Here is a 17,819-nt window from a genome sequence, read left to right on the forward strand (position 1 = left end):
CGCCGGCCGGTTCCCGGTAGCCCTGCCCCGGGCTCCGTCGCCACTTCCAGGCTAGGGACATGCAGCCGTCCGTGGGCCGGTTCCGAGCGTCCCGGTGACCTAGGTCCCGAGCCGGGCACGACGGGGAGGAACGGCGACATCCCAACGATCCCGTCCCATTTCCACGCCCCACGGACCATCCTTGTGATCACCTTCACAAGGATGGTCGACGGCTCACCCCACGCCGCAAGGCAGCGCCGCGACCTGACGGACATCACCAGCGACGCGGGCGGGGCCGGTCCGTGTGACACTTCCCGGGTGACACGGACCGTAGGTGTGGAAGAAGAGTTCCTGCTCGTCGGCGAGGACGGCCGTCCCGTCGCCAAGGCCCAGGAGGCGCTGGAGGCGACCGGGACGTCGGACAAGGGCGGCGGGACCGGCTCGCTCGAGTCGGAGTTCATGGAGGAGCAGCTCGAGACGGCGACGCACCCGCGCACCGAGCTGGAGGACCTCGCGAAGGAGATCCGCGCCGGACGGGCACGTGCCCAGGAGGCAGCCGACCGGGTCGGGGCCCGCGTCGCGGCGCTCTCCACGTCGCCGCTGCCATTCGAGGGCACGACGGTGGCACGGCTGCGCTACCTCGAGGCCCGCGCCGCGTTCGGGCTGACCGCGCGCGAGCAGCTCACGAGCGGGTGCCACGTGCACGTCGCCGTCGCGGACGACACCGAGGGCGTCGCCGTGCTCGACCGGATCGGCCCCTGGCTCGCGACGCTGCTCGCCCTGAGCACCAACTCGCCCTACTGGCAGGGCGAGGACAGCGGCTACGCGAGCTTCCGGTCGCAGGTGTGGTCGCGGTGGCCCACCTCGGGGCCGGCGCGCTCGTTCGGCAGCCCGGAGGCGTACCACGACGCCGTCGCCTCCCTCGTCGCGACCGGCACCATCCTCGACCAGGCGATGGTGTACTTCGACGCGCGACTCTCGGCGCGGTACCCGACCGTCGAGATCCGCATCGCCGACGTGTGCCTCGACCCCGAGACCGCGACGCTCGTCGCAGCGCTCGCACGCGGACTCGTCGAGACGTCGGCCCGCGAGGCGGCGGCGGGCACGGCGGCGCCCGAGCTGCGGCCCGAGCTCCTGCGCACCGCGTCGTGGCGCGCCGGGCGCTCGGGGCTCGCCGATGACCTCGTCTCGCCGCTCACCTGGCGCCCCGCCCCCGCGCACGACGTCGTGGGGCAGCTCGTCGCGCACGTGCGGGACGCGCTCGTCGACACCGGCGACCTCGACACCGTGACCGAGCTGCTCGGACGGCTGTGGTCACGCGGCAACGGGGCCGCCCGGCAGCGCGAGTGGTTCGCCGAGTCGGGCGGGGACCTGCGGGTCGTCGTCGAGAAGGCGGTCGGGGTCACGCACTCCTGAGCGACCGCTGGAGCGGGGCGGGCGTCCCGGGGCCGGTCGCGGCGACCCGGGACGCCGCCGCCGCGAGCGCCAGGGTCTCGACCGTCGTCACGCCCGCGACGTCGGGCTCCGCCCCGCCCGCCCAGGCGTGGCCGTGCGAGACCCAGGCGGTGCGCACACCCGCCGCGCGACCCGCGGCGACGTCGAGGTGGGCGGCGTCGCCGACCATCCAGACCTCGCGCCGTTCGACCGCGCCCGCGCCGAGGCGCTCGAGTGCGATCTCGAGCAGGCGCGGGTCCGGCTTGGCGACCTGCTCCTCGTCGGAGACCACCACGTCGTCGACGTGCGGTGCGACGTCGCAGCGGGCGATCTTCCCGCGCTGCTGCGCGGACGTGCCGTTCGTCACGACGACGACGCGGTGCCCGTCCGCACGCAGCCCGTCGAGCGCGGCGAGCACGCCCGGGTACGCCTCGACGTGCTCGAGGATCCCCTGCCGGAAGCGCTCCACCACGGCGGGAATCTCGTCCCGCCAGCCGAGCCGCTCGACGATCACGCGCGCGACGTCGGTCTTCGGGGCGTGCCCTCCCCGGTCCGCCGCCACGATCGCGGCGACGTCGGACTCGTCGCCGCCCACCTCGGCCACCGCGCCACGGGCCCAGGCGGCGAAGGCGACGTCGCGCCCGACCAGGGTGTTGTCGAGGTCCAGGAGCCAGATCATGGGCCGGACCGTAGCGCAGGTGGCCGCCACCCGGTCGAGCCGTCCGCGCGAGATCGGTCGCCGAGCGCGAGATCGGTCGCCGAGCGCGAGATCGGTCCTCCGGAGGACCGATCTCGCGCCGATGTGCCGATCTCGATGACGTCATGGCGACGAGCAGTGTCGTCGCGCACGTCGGGCGTGGCGAACCTGCGCGGTTCAGTCGCGCCCGAGCGCCGCGAGCCCGTCGAGCACGTCGCGGGCGACGTCGGCAGCCGTGAGGCGGAACGCCGTCACGACCTGGTCGCGGCTCGCGTGGTCGAGGAACTGCGCCGGCAGCCCGATCGCGTGGACCGGCGTGCGCACCCCCGACTCGAGGGCACGCTGCGCGAGCAGCGACCCGACGCCGCCGTCGGCGACACCGTCCTCGACGCTCACGACGAGGTCGTGCTCGCCCACGAGCTTGACGAGCGCGCTCGGCATCGGCAGGACCCACGTCGGCGACGCGACCGTGACGTCCACGCCGTGCGTCGTGAGCGACTCCGCCGCCCCGAGCGCGACGCGCGCCATCGAGCCCAGACCGACGAGCAGGACGCGGCGACGCGGAGAGCCCTCTGCTGCGGCGCCGTCGCCCACCTGGGCCTCGTCCGCGCGGTCCGCGGGCACCGCGAGCAGGTCCACGCCGTCGACCGTGTCGAGCGCGGGCAGCGCCTCGGAGAGCGCGCCCTTCGGGTACCGCACGACGGTCGGGGCGTCGTCGACGTCCACGGCCTCGCGCAGCGCGGTCCGCAGGGTCTCCTCGTCGCGCGGCGCCGCGAGGCGCAGCCCGGGGACGATGCGCAGCATCGCCATGTCCCACATGCCGTTGTGGCTCGCGCCGTCGTCGCCGGTGATGCCCGCGCGGTCGAGCACGAAGGTCACGCCCGCCTTGTGCAGCGCGACGTCCATGAGGACCTGGTCGAACGCGCGGTTGAGGAACGTCGCGTACACGGCGACGACCGGGTGCAGCCCGGCGAACGCCATGCCCGCCGCGGACGTCGCGGCGTGCTGCTCGGCGATGCCCACGTCGAACGTGCGCTCGGGGAACGCCTGGGAGAACGGCTTGAGGCCCACCGGCTCGAGCATGGCCGCGGTGATCGCGACCACGTCGGACCGCCGACGGCCGATCTGGACGATCTCGTCCGCGAAGACGCTCGTCCAGCCGAACCGCGAGGGCGCGACGGGCAGCCCGGTCTCGGGGTGGATCTGGCCGACCGCGTGGAAGCGGTCCGCGACGTCCTGCTCGGCGGGCGAGTACCCCCGCCCCTTCTCGGTGATCGCGTGCACGAGCACGGGCGCGCCGTACGCCTTGGCGCGGCGCAGCGCGTGCTCCATCGCCTCGACGTCGTGGCCGTCGATCGGCCCGACGTACTTGATGCCGAGGTCCTCGAACATGCCCTGCGGCGCGACGACGTCCTTGAGACCCTTCTTCAGGCCGTGCAGCCACTCGTAGGCGAACCGCCCGGGCGCACCGGACCGGGTCAGCGTCCGCTTGCCCCACTGGAGGAAGCTCTCGTAGCCGCGCGTGGTGCGCAGGGTCGACAGGTGGTGCGCCATGCCGCCGATGGTCGGCGAGTAGGAACGCCCGTTGTCGTTGACGACCACGATCAGCCGGCGGTCCTGCGACTCGGCGATGTTGTTGAGGGCCTCCCACGCCATGCCGCCCGTGAGCGCGCCGTCGCCGATGACGGCGACGACGTGGCGGTCCGTCAGGCCCCGCACGACGTTGGCCTTCGCGATCCCGTCGCCCCAGGACAGGGCGGTCGACGCGTGCGAGTTCTCGACGACGTCGTGCTCGGACTCGGCGCGCGACGGGTATCCCGAGAGCCCGTCCTTCTTGCGCAGCGCGGAGAAGTCCTGGCGACCGGTCAGAAGCTTGTGCACGTAGGACTGGTGCCCCGTGTCGAACACGAACGTGTCCGTCGGCGACGAGAAGACGCGGTGCATCGCGATCGTCAGCTCGACCACGCCGAGGTTCGGGCCGAGGTGACCGCCCGTGCGCGACACGGACTCCACGAGGAAGTCGCGGATCTCGGCGGCGAGCTCGCGGGCCTGGGCCGGCGTCAGCCGTTGCACGTCCTCGGGGGAGGTGATCGTGCTCAACAGGCTCATGCAGTGCTCCGTTCCGTTCCCGTCCGACCAGCCCGACAACTCTAGGTGCTGCGCGGCGGTGCGCCGCGCACCGGTGCGCGGCGGGACGAGACCTTCACGCCATTGACGCACACTCCGTCGCACGCCGCACCGGCGGCAGCCGTGCACGCGATGGAACTCCAGTTCCGTACCGCGGACAACCCGGGCGACCACCGTAGGATGGGACTCATGCGCTTCCTGCCCGGCCAGACCCCCGCGACCGACCTCACCTACGGCGACGTCTTCCTCGTCCCGTCGCGCTCCGAGGTCACGTCCCGCTTCGACGTCGACCTCTCGTCGGCGGACGGCACGGGCACCACCGTCCCGCTCGTCGTCGCGAACATGACCGCGGTCGCCGGCCGCCGCATGGCGGAGACCGTCGCGCGGCGCGGCGGGATCGCGATCCTCCCCCAGGACGTCCCGACCGACGTCGTCGCCGACGTCGTCGCGGACGTCAAGTCCAAGGACCCCGTCATCGAGACGCCGGTCGTCGTCCGCCCGCACGACACCGTGCACACCGCGCTCACCCTCATCGGCAAGCGCGCCCACGGCGCGGCGGTCGTCGTCGACGACGGTCGCCCGGTCGGCGTCGTCACCGAGGCCGACTGCACCGACGTCGACCGGTTCACGCAGGTCCACCAGGTGATGACCGACCACCCGCTCGTGCTCGACGCGTCGGTCCTCGACGGCGGGCGCGCCGGGCTCGAGGCCGCGTTCGACCAGCTCTACACGGCACGCCTCAAGGTCGCGCCCGTGACCCGCGACGGCGCGATCGTCGGCGTCCTCACGCGCAAGGGTGCGCTGCGCTCCTCCGTGTACACCCCGGCGCTGGACGCCGACGGCCGCCTGCGCGTCGGCGCGGCGGTCGGGATCAACGGCGACGTCGCGGCCAAGACCAAGGAGCTGCTCGCCGCGGGCGTCGACGTGCTCGTGGTCGACACCGCGCACGGCCACCAGACGAAGATGCTCCAGGCCCTCGACGCCGTGCGGTCCGTCGCGCCGGACGTCCCCGTCGTCGCGGGCAACGTGGTCACCGCGGACGGCGTGCGCGACCTCGTCGCGGCCGGCGCCGACATCGTCAAGGTCGGCGTCGGCCCGGGCGCGATGTGCACGACGCGCATGATGACCGCCGTCGGGCGCCCCCAGTTCTCCGCGGTGCTGGAGTGCGCCGCGGCGGCGCGCGAGCTCGGCAAGCACGTCTGGGCCGACGGCGGGGTCCGCCACCCGCGCGACGTCGCCCTCGCGCTGGCCGCCGGTGCGTCGCAGGTGATGATCGGCTCGTGGTTCGCCGGGACCTACGAGTCCCCCGGCGACCTGCACGACGACGGCACCGGCCGTCTCTACAAGGAGAGCTTCGGCATGGCGTCGGCGCGGGCCGTGGCCGCGCGCACCGCGGGCGGCTCGCCCTTCGACCGCGCGCGCAAGGGCCTGTACGAGGAGGGCATCAGCTCCAGCCGGATGTTCCTCGACCCGCAGCGCCCCGGTGTCGAGGACCTGCTCGACGAGATCACGTCCGGGCTGCGGTCGTCGTGCACGTACGCCGGTGCGGCCGACCTGCAGCAGTTCGCCGAGCGCGCCGTCGTCGGCATCCAGTCCGCCGCGGGCTACGAGGAGGGCCGCCCGCTCCCCGTGAGCTGGTGACCTCGCTCGTGCCGGTGACCGAGGGCCCGACGGGCTCACCCTCCGCCCGCGACCAGCTCGCCGCGCTCCCCCACGACGGCGGCGACTGGCCGTCGCCGTGGCGCGTCGCCGTCGGCGCGCTCAACGAGCGTGCGCGCCCGGCGGCCGTCCTCATGCTGTTCGGCGTTCTCGACGGCGTGCCGTCGGAGCACGCCGCCCGGGCCGTCGCGAGGGACCTCGACGTCCTCCTCCTCGCCCGCGCGACCACCCTCGGCCACCACCCGGGACAGGTCGCCTTCCCCGGCGGCCGCGTCGACCCGGGCGACGACGACGCCGTCGACGCCGCGCTGCGCGAGGCCGTCGAGGAGACCGGTCTGGACCGCTCCGGCGTCGAGGTGCTGGGGACGCTCGGCGAGCTCCCCGTCCCGGTGAGCAACCACCTCGTGACGCCCGTGCTCGGTTGGTGGGCCCGTCCCACGCCGGTCCGCGCGGTCGACGACGCCGAGTCGGCGCACGTGTTCCGCGTCCCGGTCGCGGACCTGCTCGACCCCGAGCGACGTCGCACCGTGACAGTGCGCCGGGGTCGCAGCGTGCACAGGAGCCCGGGGTTCCTCGCCCGGGCCGACGGCCGGGACCACCTCGTCTGGGGCTTCACGGGTGGCCTGCTCGACGCGCTGTTCGACCGCCTCGGGTGGACCGAGCCCTGGGACCGGTCCCGCACGCTCGACGCGCCCCTCTGAGGTCGCTGTCCGGACGGCGGCACCTCCGGTAGCGTCGCGAGGTGCCTCTCATGCCCTCCGCCGAGGCCGACGTCACCGTCGACCTCGCCCGCGCCCTGCTCACCGCGCAGCACCCCGACCTCGCGGGACTGCCGATCGTCGTCGCCGCGAGCGGCTGGGACAACGTCGTGCTGCGCCTCGGCGACGACCTCGCGCTGCGGCTGCCGCGGCGCGCCGCCGCCGCGCAGCTCGTCGAGAACGAGCAGCGCTGGCTCCCCGCGCTCGCCCCGTCGCTGCCCGTCGCCGTCCCCGCACCCGTGCGTGTCGGGCGGCCGTCCGACGGGTCCGTCGCCCCGGTCTACCCGTGGTCGTGGAGCGTGGTCCCGTGGTTCGACGGCGTCCCCGCGTGGCGGGTGGAGCCCGCCGCGCGCCACGGGCTCGCCGGACCGCTCGCGGACGTCGTCGCGGCTCTCCACGTCCCCGCACCCGAGGACGCACCCGCCAACCCCTACCGGGGCGTCCCGCTCGCCACGCGCGACGCCGCCGTGCGCGAGCGTCTCGCCTCGGGTGCCGTACCCGAGCCCGGTCCGCTGCTCGACCTGTGGTCGCGCCTCTGCGGCACGCCCGACCGGGACGGTCCCGCCGTCTGGCTCCACGGGGACCTCCACCCGGCGAACCTGATCGCCACGCCGGGCGACGGGCCCAGGGCGGCCGGTGCCGCCTCCCTCGCCGCGGTGGTCGACTTCGGCGACGTCACGAGCGGAGACCCGGCGACCGACCTCGCGACCGCGTGGCTCACGTTCGACCCGCCCGCGCGCGCGACGTTCCGCGACCGCGTGACGACGGCGTGCGGTACCGACGACGCGACGTGGGACCGCTCGCTCGCGTGGGCCGTCCTGTTCACGTCGATCCTGCTGGCGCACTCCGACGACGCGCCGCACCTGCGGGCGATCGGCGAGCACGCGCTCGCGCAGGTCCTCGCGGAGGAGTGACGCGGGCGCTCGACCGAGCGCCGGCGCCGGCCCGTCCGGACGTCGCGGACGCCGGCTCAGCCTGCCGGCTCGGCCGACGGCCCCGAGACGTGCCCGCCGCGCACCGGCGTGCCCGTGACCGACGCGTACGACCGCCGCACGGTCTCCTCGAGCACGTCGAGGTCCACCTGGTCGAGGTCCTTGACGTAGAGGCAGCCCTTGCCGACCGTGTGGGGCCCCAGCCGGGCGAGCAGCTCGGCGTGCTCGGCGACGCCGTCGGCGAGGTAGATCGTCGTCGCCGCCTTGCGGGGCGAGAACCCCGCGGCGGCCATGTCACCCTCGCGGCCGCTCTCGTAACGGTAGTGGTACGTGCCGAACCCCACGATCGACGGGCCCCACAGTCGGGGTTCCTCGCCGGTGACCCGGGCCATCAGCGTGACGAGCCGCTGCGCGTCCCGTCGCCGGACCGGGTGATCGACCGCGGCGAGGAACGCCGGGACGTCCGCGTCCGTCGGCCGGGTCGCGTTCTCGCTCGCTGCCATGGTCCCAGTCTGCCCCCTTCCTGCCCGCACGCGCCGACCGTGCAAGGACGACGGCGGGGCGCCCACCTCGAGAGGTGAGCGCCCCGCCGGGTGCGCGTGCGGCGTCGGGCAGACCCCGACGACCTGCTGGTGGGTCAGGCGACGAGCGAGCGCAGCACGTACTGCAGGATGCCGCCGTTGCGGTAGTAGTCCGCCTCGCCCGGGGTGTCGATGCGCACGACGGCGTCGAACTCGACGGTCGTGCCGTCACCCTTCGTGGCCGTGACCTCCACGGTCGAGGGCGTGCTGCCCTCGTTGAGGACCGTCACGCCGGCGATGTCGAACGTCTCGGTGCCGTCGAGCCCGAGCGACCCCGCGCTCTCGCCCGCCGGGAACTGCAGCGGCAGGACGCCCATGCCGATGAGGTTCGAGCGGTGGATGCGCTCGAAGCTCTCGGTGATGACGGCCTTCACGCCCAGGAGCGCGGTGCCCTTGGCGGCCCAGTCGCGCGACGAGCCGGAGCCGTACTCCTTGCCGCCGAGGATGACGAGCGGGGTGCCCTGGGCGGCGTAGTCCTGCGCGGCGTCGTAGATGGTGTCCTGGGCGTCCTTCACGAAGTTGTACGTGTAGCCGCCCTCGACGCCGTCGAGGAGCTGGTTGCGCAGGCGGATGTTCGCGAACGTGCCGCGGATCATGACCTCGTGGTTCCCGCGGCGCGAGCCGTAGGAGTTGAAGTCGCGACGGCCCACGCCGTGCTCGGCGAGGTACTTGCCGGCCGGCGAGTCCGCCTTGATGGCGCCCGCGGGGCTGATGTGGTCCGTCGTCACCGAGTCACCGAGCTTCGCGAGCACGCGAGCGCCCGAGATGTCGGTGACGGGCGACGGTTCGGCCGCCATGCCGTCGAAGTACGGGGGCTTGCGCACGTAGGTCGACTCGGTGTCCCACTCGAACGTGTCGCCTTCGGGCGTCTCGAGCGCGCGCCACCGGTCGTCGCCCGTGAAGACGTCCGCGTAGTCCTTGGTGAACATGTCACGGTCGATCGAGGAGTCGATCGTCGCCTGCACGTCCTCGGGCGAGGGCCAGATGTCCTTGAGGAACACCGGCTCGCCGTGCGGGTCGGTGCCGAGCGGCTCGCCCTCGAAGTCGAAGTCCATCGTGCCGGCGAGCGCGTAGGCGATGACGAGCGGCGGCGACGCGAGGTAGTTCATCTTCACGTCGGGGTTGATGCGGCCCTCGAAGTTGCGGTTGCCCGAGAGCACCGAGACGACCGACAGGTCGTGCTCGTTGACCGACGCGGAGATCTCCTCGGCGAGCGGACCCGAGTTGCCGATGCACGTCGCGCAGCCGTAGCCCACGAGGTGGAAGCCGAGCTTCTCGAGGTACGGCCAGAGGCCGGACTTCTCGTAGTAGTTCGTCACGACCTGCGAGCCCGGAGCCATCGAGGTCTTGACCCACGGCTTCGACGCGAGCCCGCGGTCGACCGCGTTCTTCGCGAGCAGCGCCGCGGCGAGCATGACCGAGGGGTTCGACGTGTTCGTGCACGACGTGATCGAGGCGATGACGACGTGCCCGTGGTCGAGCTCCGTCGTCGTGCCGTCACCGAGCGTCACCGGGACGACCTTGTGCGGACGCGTGGCGCTGTCGCCGTGGCCGGGGGCGACCGGGTGGTCGGACTCGTTGTCGTGCGCGGCCGCCGCGATGGGGTCGGACGCCGGGAAGGTCTCCTCGACGGACTCGTCGAGCCCGGTGAAGGGCGCGGCCTCCTCGGCGCCGACGTAGTCGAGGATCGCCGAGGCGAACGACTCCTTGGCCTCGGTGAGCTCGATGCGGTCCTGAGGCCGCTTCGGGCCGGCGATCGACGGGACGACCGTCGAGAGGTCGAGCTCGAGGTACTCGGAGAACGTCGGCTCGACATAGGTCGCCGCCGTCGGGTCGAGCCACAGGCCCTGCTCCTTGGCGTACGCCTCGACGAGCGCGAGCTGCTCCTCGCTGCGGCCCGTGAGACGCAGGTAGTCGAGGGTCACGCCGTCGATCGGGAAGATCGCCGCGGTCGAGCCGAACTCGGGGCTCATGTTGCCGATCGTCGCGCGGTTCGCGAGCGGCACCTGGGCCACGCCCTCGCCGTAGAACTCGACGAACTTCCCGACGACGCCGTGCTGGCGCAGCATCTGGGTGATCGTGAGCACCACGTCGGTCGCGGTCACGCCCGCCGGGATGGAGCCGGAGAGCTTGAAGCCGACGACGCGCGGGATGAGCATCGACACGGGCTGGCCGAGCATGGCCGCCTCGGCCTCGATGCCGCCGACGCCCCAGCCGAGCACGCCGAGGCCGTTGACCATCGTCGTGTGCGAGTCGGTGCCGACGCACGTGTCGGGGTAGGCGCGGAGGACCCCGTCGACCTCACGCGTCATGATCGTCCGCGCGAGGAACTCGATGTTCACCTGGTGCACGATGCCGGTGCCCGGGGGGACGACCTTGAAGTCGTCGAACGCCGTCTGGCCCCAGCGCAGGAACTGGTAGCGCTCGTGGTTGCGCTCGTACTCGATCTCGACGTTGCGCTCGAACGCGTCGGGGCGGCCCGCGACGTCGATCTGCACGGAGTGGTCGATGACCATCTCGGCGGGCGCGAGCGGGTTGATGCGCGACGGGTCGCCACCGAGGTCGACGACGGCCTCGCGCATCGTCGCGAGGTCGACGACGCAGGGGACGCCCGTGAAGTCCTGCATGATCACGCGCGCGGGCGTGAACTGGATCTCGGTGTCGGGCTGCGCCGCGGGGTCCCACGACGCGAGCGCGCGCACGTGGTCGGCGGTGATGTTGGCGCCGTCCTCCGTGCGCAGGAGGTTCTCGGCGAGGATCTTCAGGCTGTACGGGAGGCGTTCGACACCCTCGACGGCGGACAGGCGGAAGATCTCGTACGAGCTCCCACCGACCTCCAGTGTTCCCTTCGACCCGAACGTGTCGACGCTGCTCACTCGTGGCTCCTTCGTGGCGAGACGGTGGCACGGATGCCATGGTTCTGGGGGGCTTCGCCCAGCCTACGCCGGGCCGGTGCGGCGGTCCGGCCGGGGTCGCGCGCACGTCGAGCGCTCGCGTCCGTCGGCGCCGGGACCAGCACCGCGACCAGCATAGCGCACATATCTTGACGTCAAGATATCTACCGGACACACAAGCTGCAGGTCAGGTCCGGTCGTCAGAGGTCGCAGTCGCACAGCACGTTCAGCTCGACGACCTGCTCGCCCTCCTCGGGCCGGGCCCACGCCTCGGCCTCGGCGCGCGACGCGAACGCGCGACCGGCGAGCCTGCCGTTCGGCAGCAGCACCCCGACGCCCACGACGTCGCGGACGTCGTCCGGCTGCGCCGACCTCCCGGCCTGCCGGGTCGACCCCTCCCGCACCTGCTCGCCCATCTCCGCGCTCCCGTCCGCCCTCGCCGGCCGCGCGACGGCGACCGGACGGTCCAGGGCTCCTGACTGCTCAACGCTCGAGGACCGCGACCGCTTCCAGGTGGTGCGTGTGCGGGAAGAGGTCGAACGCCCGCAGGCTGCGCAGGCCGTAGCCGTGCTCGCCGAGATACGCGACGTCCCGCGCCAGTGCGGCGGGGTCGCACGCGACGTACACGACGCGCCCGGCACCCGTCCCGGCGACCGCCTCCACGACGGCGCGGCCTGCACCGACACGCGGCGGGTCGAGCACGACGACGTCCGCTCCCCCGCGCGCCACGGCCTCCGCACCCTCACCGCGCCCGGTGAGCACGTGCTCGACCGGCCCGTGGTGGAGCTGGACGTTCTCCACGCCGTGGGCGTTGCGCCGCGCGTCGCGCACCGCCCGCTCGTCGCCCTCGACGGCGACGACGGCCCCGCTCGCCCCGACCGCCGCCGCGAGCGGCAGCGTGAAGAGACCGGCGCCCGAGTAGAGGTCGAGGACACGCGCGCCGTCGACGTCGCCCACGCCGGCGAGGACCGCGTCCGCGAGCGCGGCGGGTGCGCGGTGGTGCACCTGCCAGAAGCCGTCGGCCGCGACGCGGTAGGCGTGCTCGCGACCGCCCACCGTCACGTGCTCGACGACGCTGCGTCGCGCGTTGGTCCGCTTGTCCAGGGACCCGCCGCGCCACGGCTCGCCGTCGACCAGGAGCAGCGGGGCGGAGCCGGTCGGGGCGACGAGCTCGAGGCGCGTCCCGGGGCGCCAGCGCCGCGTCCAGACCTTCTCCTGCTCGGCCAGCCCCGCGACCTCGTCGGTCGCGAGCGGCATCGCGTCGAGCGCGACGACGTCGTGCGAGCGGAACCGGTGCATCCCGGCGTGCCCGTCGGCGTCGGCCACGAGGTCGATGCGCGTCCGGTAGCCGAGGCCGCCGGACTCGTCGTCCCCCGGCAGACCCTCGACCTCCACCTGAAGGTGAGGCCGGGCGTCGAGATCGAGGCGCGCGAGGCGCCGCAGCTGTTCGGCGAGCACGTCGCCCTTCCAGCGGCGCTGGGCAGGGAGGGCGACGTGCGCGAGCTCGCCACCGCCGACGCCGCCGGGACCCGCCTCCGGCCACACGGACGGCACCCGGTCGGGCGACGGCTCGAGGATCTCGACGGCGTCCGCGCGCCAGAACTTCGACCCCTCGCCCCCCTCGGTCACGCGTGCGCGGACGCGTTCGCCGGGCAGCGTGTGCCGCACGAAGACCACACGACCGTCGTGGCGGGCGACGCAGTGCCCACCGTGCGCGACGGGACCGACCTCGACCTCCATCTCGACCTCGACCTCAGGTCGAGGGTTCGGACGGGTACGTGCTGCGGCGCGGCCGCGCGGGGAGGAGGGCATGCCACCCAGTATCCCCGGTGGCTCCCCGCACGGCGGCCCTCAGCGGTCCCCGACGGCCACGGACGCGTCACATGCCCGGGAAGCGGGACCGGAAGCCCTCCCCCTCGAGGCCTGTCTGACCCTCGGTCGACGCGAGCTGCCACGGCACGGACGCCACGACCACGCCGGGCGTGAAGAGCAGGCGGCCCTTGAGCCGCAGCGCGCTCTGGTTGTGCAGGAGCTGTTCCCACCAGTGGCCCACGACGTACTCCGGGATGTACACGACCACGAGGTCGCGGGGCGACTCGCGCCGCACCGACCGCACGTAGGACAGGACAGGTCGCGTGATCTCGCGGAACGGGGAGTCGAGGACGCGCAGCGGGACGGGGAGGTCGAGCCCCTCCCACTCCCGCATGAGCTCGGTGACGTCCTCCGGGTCGACCCCCACCGTGACCGCCTCGAGCACCGACGGGCGCGACGCGCGCGCGTAGGCGAGCGCGCGCATCGTCGGCCGGTGGATCTTCGACACCAGGACGATGGCGTGGACGCGGCTCGGCAGGGCGCGGGCCTGGGTGAGGTCGTCCCCGAGGGCCAGCTCGTCGCGGACCGTGTCGTAGTGCTTGCGGATCGCGCGCATGAGCACGAACACGACGCCCATGGCGAGGATCGCGATCCAGGCCCCGTGGGTGAACTTGGTGACGAGCACGATGACGAGGACGGTCCCCGTCATCGCGAGCCCGACCGAGTTCACGACCCGCGAGCGGCGCATGCGGGAACGCTCGCGCGGCTGGTGCTCCGTGCGCAGCGCACGCGTCCAGTGCCGCACCATGCCGAGCTGCGAGATCGTGAACGAGACGAAGACGCCGACGATGTAGAGCTGGATGAGCCGCGTGACCTGGGCGTCGAAGGCCCAGATGAGCACGATCGCAGCGACGGCGAGGGTGATGATGCCGTTGGAGAACGCGAGCCGGTCGCCCCGCGTGTGGAGCTGCCGGGGCAGGTAGCCGTCCTTCGCGAGGATCGAGCCGAGCACCGGGAAGCCGTTGAACGCGGTGTTCGCCGCGAGGACGAGGATGAGGCCCGTGACCACGGAGACGGCGACGAACACGAAGGGCGCACCGGAGAACACCGACTCCGTGAGCTGTCCGAGCACGGGGTGTTGCACGTAGTCGGCCGGCAGCGGCTCGCCGTTCAGGGTGAGCTGCTCGTGCGGGTCCTCGACGTAGTGCACGCCGGTCGCGCTCGCGAGGAAGAGGATCACGAGCATCATCACCGTCGAGATGCCCCCGAGCAGCGCGAGCGTCGTCGCCGCGTTGCGCGACTTGGGCTTGCGGAACGCGGGCACGCCGTTGCTGATCGCCTCCACCCCCGTCAGCGCCGCACACCCCGACGCGAACGCGCGCGCGACGAGGAACGCACCCGCGATCCCGACGAGCCCCTGGTCGAAGCCGCTCTCCGCGACGAGCTCGAGATCGGCGCTCTCGGCCGGGGGCAGGTTCCCGGTGACGTACCGGAAGAACCCGACGACCGCCGTCGAGCCGATGGCGAGCATGAAGAGGTACACGGGGATCGCGAAGAGCTTCCCGGACTCCTTGACCCCGCGCAGGTTGACGAGCGTGAGCAGGACCACGAGCACGATCGCGAACGTCGCCTCGTGGCCGCGCAGCGCGGGGATCGCGCTCGCCGCGTACTGGGCCCCGGACGAGATCGACACGGCCACGGTGAGCACGTAGTCGACCATGAGCGCCGAGGCCACGCCCACGCCCGCCGTCGGGCCGAGGTTCACGGTCGCGACCTCGTAGTCGCCGCCGCCCGAGGGGTACGCGCGCACGTTCTGCCGGTACGAGGCGACGACCGTGAGCAGCACGACGACGACGGCGAGGCCGACCCACGGCGAGATCGTCGTGGCCGCCAGACCCGCGACCGCGAGGGTCAGAAGGATCTCGTCGGGCGCGTACGCGACCGACGAGAGGGCGTCCGACGCGAACACCGGCAGCGCGATGCGCTTGGGCAGCAGCGTGTGCCCCAGCCGCTCGCTCCGCACGGGGCGTCCGACGAGCAGCCGCTTGGCGGCATCAGCGATCTCCGACACGAGGCCTCATGCTATGCCCGTCGTCGGCCGGTCGCCGGTCTCACGGCACGGGCGGGCTGCGGGCGGTATAGCGTTCGTTGCGTGCACTTCGTGATCATGGGCTGCGGCCGCGTCGGTGCGACGCTCGCGCAGTCGCTCGAGGCGAGCGGACACTCCGTCGCCGTCGTCGACCAGAACCCCGACGCGTTCCGCCGGCTCCCCGGCGAGTTCACGGGGAAGAAGGTGACGGGCATGGGCTTCGACCGCGACACCCTCGTCCAGGCCGGCATCGAGGACGCGTACGCGTTCGCGGCGGTCTCCGACGGCGACAACTCGAACATCCTGTCGGCCCGCGTGGTGCGCGAGACCTTCGGCGTCGAGAAGGTCGTGGCCCGCATCTACGACCCGCAGCGCGCCGAGATCTACCAGCGGCTCGGCATCCCCACGGTGGCGACCGTGCGCTGGACCGCCGACCAGGTCCTGCGTCGCATGCTGCCCCTGGGCGCGACCGACGAGTACCGCGACCCGTCGGGTCGCGTCCGGCTCGCCCAGCTCGACTTCCACCCCGCGTGGATCGGCCGCACCGTGCGCGCGATCCAGGAGGCGTCGGGCGCGCGGATCGCCTTCGTGAGCCGGTTCGGGGACGGCGTGACCGTCACCGACCGCACCGTCCTGCAGGAGAACGACGTGCTGCACGTCCTCATGGGCACCGACGACGCACCGACCGTCGAGCGGGTCCTCACGCACGCCCCGAAGACGGAGGTCGAGTGATGCGCGTCGTGATCGCCGGGGCGGGCTCCGTCGGCCGCTCGATCGCCCGCGAGCTGCTGAGCCACGACCACGAGGTCATGCTCGTCGACAAGCAGCCCGCCGCGATGCGCGTCGCACAGGTCGCCGACGCCGACTGGCTGCTCGCCGACGCGTGCGAGCTCTCGACCCTCGCGGACGCGAAGGTCGACGAGTGCGACGTCATCGTCGCCGCGACGGGCGACGACAAGGTCAACCTCGTGGTCTCGCTCCTCGCGAAGACCGAGTTCGGCGTGCCGCGCACCGTCGCGCGCGTGAACAACCCGAAGAACGAGTGGATGTTCGACGAGTCGTGGGGCGTCGACGTCGCGGTGTCGACGCCGCGCATCATGACCGCCATGGTCGAGGAGGCCGTCGCGGTCGGCGACCTCGTCCGGATCTTCACCTTCCACCAGTCCGGCGCGGACATCCTCGAGGTCACGCTGCCGGTGTCCTCGCCCCTCGTCGGCCGACGGGTCGGCGACGTCGCGTGGCCCCCGGACACGGTGCTCGCCGCGGTCGTGCGGGGCACGCGCCCCATCGCGCCGAGCCAGGACGACACCCTCGAGGCCGGTGACGAGCTCCTGCTCGTCACCGGTGACGAGGCCGACGAGGACGCCCTCTCCCGGCTCCTCGTCGCGACGCCGACGGACGCCGCCGCGGGCCCCGTCACCGACCTGACGACGGGCACGGCCACCGCCACGGCCGACGACGACGCCCCGGTCCGGGACGTCCTCGACGTCCTGCCGCCCCCCGAGGCCGAGGACGCTGCCCTGCTCAGGCCGGACGACCTGCCGCAGGACGACGCACGAGGACCCAGGTGAGCCAGAGCACGAGCGCCCACAGCGGGATGCCCATGACGAGTCGCGCGGTCCCCAGCCACCCGACGGACCCGTCGAGGTAGAGCGGCACCTGGACCGCGAGCCGCGCGGCGAACAGCCCGACCCAGAGCCACGTCGCGGCGGCGTAGCGGCGCATCAGCGTCCGGTCGGAGCGCCACACCTGGGCCCAGCGGGCGAACGCACCAGGCCCTGCCTCGCCGGCCGGCCCGGCGTCAGGCTCTGCCGCGACGGCCGGCTCGGCGTCGGCGGACCGTGCGGTCCCCGTCCCGAAGCCGCTGCGGAAGCCCTCGACGACGAGGCCGACCAGCGGCCAGCGGATCGCGAGCGAGACGAGCAGCGCGAGGAGGTAGGCGGCGTTGGTCCACAGCCCCCACGCGAAGTAGTCCTGCGCCTCGCCGGACCTCCAGGCCCAGAAGACGCCGATCCCGACGCCCAGGAGCCCGCCGAGGGCCTGCGTCACGGGCGTGCGCTGCGCGAGCCGGACCCCCACCGCCACGAGCGCGACGGCGACGGAGCCCACGAGCGCCCACGTCAGGTCCGAGGTCGCGACGTAGAGCACCACGAAGACGAGTCCCGGCGCGACGGACTCGACGAGCCCACGGACGCCGCCCACCGCCTCGGCGACGGAGAACTGCTCGCCGGCCAGCGCGCGGACGCCGCGTGCGGGACCGTCCTCGGGCGCGGCGACGTCGTCGACGACGGTCTCGACCACGTCGGCCTCGTGCGCGACGTCGCCGGCGTCCGTGCCGTCCGGTCGCATCGACGGGTGCTCGGGGCCGGGGCGTCCCGACGGGGGCGTGCTGGTCATGTGGCGTCCTCGGGGTGTGCTGACGGGCGCCCACCGGGCGCCGGTGCGCGGTCGGTCACGGTCGCGGCTCGGGTGGTGCGCCGGTCACTCCCCCGGCTTGGGGAGCAGCTCGTAGCGAGGGTTGAACATCGTCCGCCGCCCGTCGACGTCGCACACGAGGCCTTCGACGAGCGCGCGACGCCCGGGCTCGATCCCCGCGATGCGCCGGCGGCCGAGCCAGACGAGGTCGATCGCGCCGGAGCCGTCGTAGAGCTCGACCTCGACCGTCGGCACGCCCTCGCGGGGTCGGAGCACGACCGAGCGCAGGATGCCCGTGACCTTGGCCCGCCGGCGGTTCGGCAGGTCCGCGACGGCGCGGCAGCCGGTCTGCCGGGCCGCCTCGACCCGTTCCTCGTCCGCGGCGACCTCCTCCTGGGAGGCGAGCGCCGAGTGCCAGGCGGCACGCAGGGTCGGGGACATG

15 protein-coding genes are annotated in these 17,819 nt (G+C 73.4%); 6 read left to right on the plus strand and 9 right to left on the minus strand.

The features are described 5' to 3' along the window. The first annotated feature begins 315 nt into the window (after positions 1–315). Positions 316–1,395 (plus strand): carboxylate-amine ligase, encoded by a 1,080-nt coding sequence (locus ACZCLJ_RS04225; RefSeq protein WP_463105579.1) that lies wholly within the window; start codon positions 316–318, stop codon positions 1,393–1,395. Here the strand turns inward: ACZCLJ_RS04225 and ACZCLJ_RS04230 are convergent. Together ACZCLJ_RS04230 and dxs are read right to left on the minus strand one after the other, a co-directional pair. Then, positions 1,382–2,092, minus strand: coding sequence for an HAD family hydrolase (locus ACZCLJ_RS04230; RefSeq protein ID WP_463105580.1), 711 nt, complete (start codon positions 2,090–2,092; stop codon positions 1,382–1,384). The two genes, ACZCLJ_RS04225 and ACZCLJ_RS04230, sit on opposite strands and share 14 nt — an antisense overlap. A gap of 195 nt (positions 2,093–2,287) precedes the next feature. Then, positions 2,288–4,219, minus strand: coding sequence for a 1-deoxy-D-xylulose-5-phosphate synthase (gene dxs / locus ACZCLJ_RS04235; RefSeq protein ID WP_463105581.1), 1,932 nt, complete (start codon positions 4,217–4,219; stop codon positions 2,288–2,290). Positions 4,220–4,426: 207 nt separating this feature from the next. Here dxs and guaB1 point away from each other — a divergent pair, with 207 nt between their 5' ends. Genes guaB1 through ACZCLJ_RS04250 form a run of 3 tightly spaced genes read left to right on the plus strand, consistent with a single transcriptional unit; the run spans position 4,427 to position 7,568 of the window. Next, positions 4,427–5,878 (plus strand): GMP reductase, encoded by a 1,452-nt coding sequence (gene guaB1 / locus ACZCLJ_RS04240; RefSeq protein WP_463105582.1) that lies wholly within the window; start codon positions 4,427–4,429, stop codon positions 5,876–5,878. Then, positions 5,875–6,597, plus strand: a complete 723-nt coding sequence (locus ACZCLJ_RS04245; protein ID WP_463105583.1) for an NUDIX hydrolase — start codon at positions 5,875–5,877, stop codon at positions 6,595–6,597. The genes guaB1 and ACZCLJ_RS04245 overlap by 4 nt, the downstream gene beginning before the upstream one ends. A 50-nt stretch (positions 6,598–6,647) precedes the next feature. Next, positions 6,648–7,568 carry an aminoglycoside phosphotransferase family protein gene (locus ACZCLJ_RS04250; RefSeq protein WP_463105584.1) on the plus strand — a complete coding sequence of 307 codons (921 nt, stop codon included), beginning with the start codon at positions 6,648–6,650 and terminating at the stop codon, positions 7,566–7,568. Between the two features lie 56 nt (positions 7,569–7,624). Here the strand turns inward: ACZCLJ_RS04250 and ACZCLJ_RS04255 are convergent, their stop codons facing one another. From ACZCLJ_RS04255 to ACZCLJ_RS04275, 5 genes are all read right to left on the minus strand, one after another. After that, a complete protein-coding gene (locus ACZCLJ_RS04255) occupies positions 7,625–8,089 on the minus strand; it encodes a DUF1801 domain-containing protein (protein ID WP_463105585.1) in 465 nt (154 codons plus the stop codon). 134 nt (positions 8,090–8,223) lie between these two features. Continuing rightward, the gene (locus tag ACZCLJ_RS04260) at positions 8,224–11,043 is read right to left on the minus strand and encodes an aconitate hydratase (RefSeq protein WP_463105586.1); all 2,820 of its coding nucleotides are present in this window, start codon (positions 11,041–11,043) and stop codon (positions 8,224–8,226) included. Positions 11,044–11,261: 218 nt separating this feature from the next. Further along, positions 11,262–11,477, minus strand: coding sequence for a hypothetical protein (locus ACZCLJ_RS04265; protein ID WP_435735761.1), 216 nt, complete (start codon positions 11,475–11,477; stop codon positions 11,262–11,264). Positions 11,478–11,544: 67 nt separating this feature from the next. Beyond that, positions 11,545–12,873: a class I SAM-dependent RNA methyltransferase gene (locus ACZCLJ_RS04270; RefSeq protein ID WP_463105587.1), complete on the minus strand. Its 1,329-nt coding sequence runs from the start codon at positions 12,871–12,873 to the stop codon at positions 11,545–11,547. A gap of 67 nt (positions 12,874–12,940) precedes the next feature. Continuing rightward, positions 12,941–14,944: an APC family permease gene (locus ACZCLJ_RS04275; RefSeq protein ID WP_463105588.1), complete on the minus strand. Its 2,004-nt coding sequence runs from the start codon at positions 14,942–14,944 to the stop codon at positions 12,941–12,943. Between the two features lie 96 nt (positions 14,945–15,040). On the opposite strand from ACZCLJ_RS04275, the gene ACZCLJ_RS04280 reads away from it, so the two are divergent. After that, positions 15,041–15,694, plus strand: a complete 654-nt coding sequence (locus ACZCLJ_RS04280) for a potassium channel family protein (RefSeq protein ID WP_251151231.1) — start codon at positions 15,041–15,043, stop codon at positions 15,692–15,694. After that, positions 15,694–16,533 (plus strand): potassium channel family protein, encoded by an 840-nt coding sequence (locus ACZCLJ_RS04285; RefSeq protein ID WP_463105589.1) that lies wholly within the window; start codon positions 15,694–15,696, stop codon positions 16,531–16,533. Before ACZCLJ_RS04280 ends, ACZCLJ_RS04285 begins: the two co-directional genes overlap by 1 nt. On the opposite strand, the gene ACZCLJ_RS04290 is transcribed toward ACZCLJ_RS04285, so the two are convergent. Then, a complete protein-coding gene (locus ACZCLJ_RS04290) occupies positions 16,487–17,359 on the minus strand; it encodes a DUF3159 domain-containing protein (protein ID WP_463105590.1) in 873 nt (290 codons plus the stop codon). The genes ACZCLJ_RS04285 and ACZCLJ_RS04290 overlap by 47 nt on opposite strands. A gap of 84 nt (positions 17,360–17,443) precedes the next feature. Next, positions 17,444–17,818, minus strand: coding sequence for an OB-fold nucleic acid binding domain-containing protein (locus ACZCLJ_RS04295; protein WP_463105591.1), 375 nt, complete (start codon positions 17,816–17,818; stop codon positions 17,444–17,446). Position 17,819 lies beyond the last annotated feature (1 nt).

This window comes from Cellulosimicrobium sp. So1_17 (assembly GCF_055181235.1).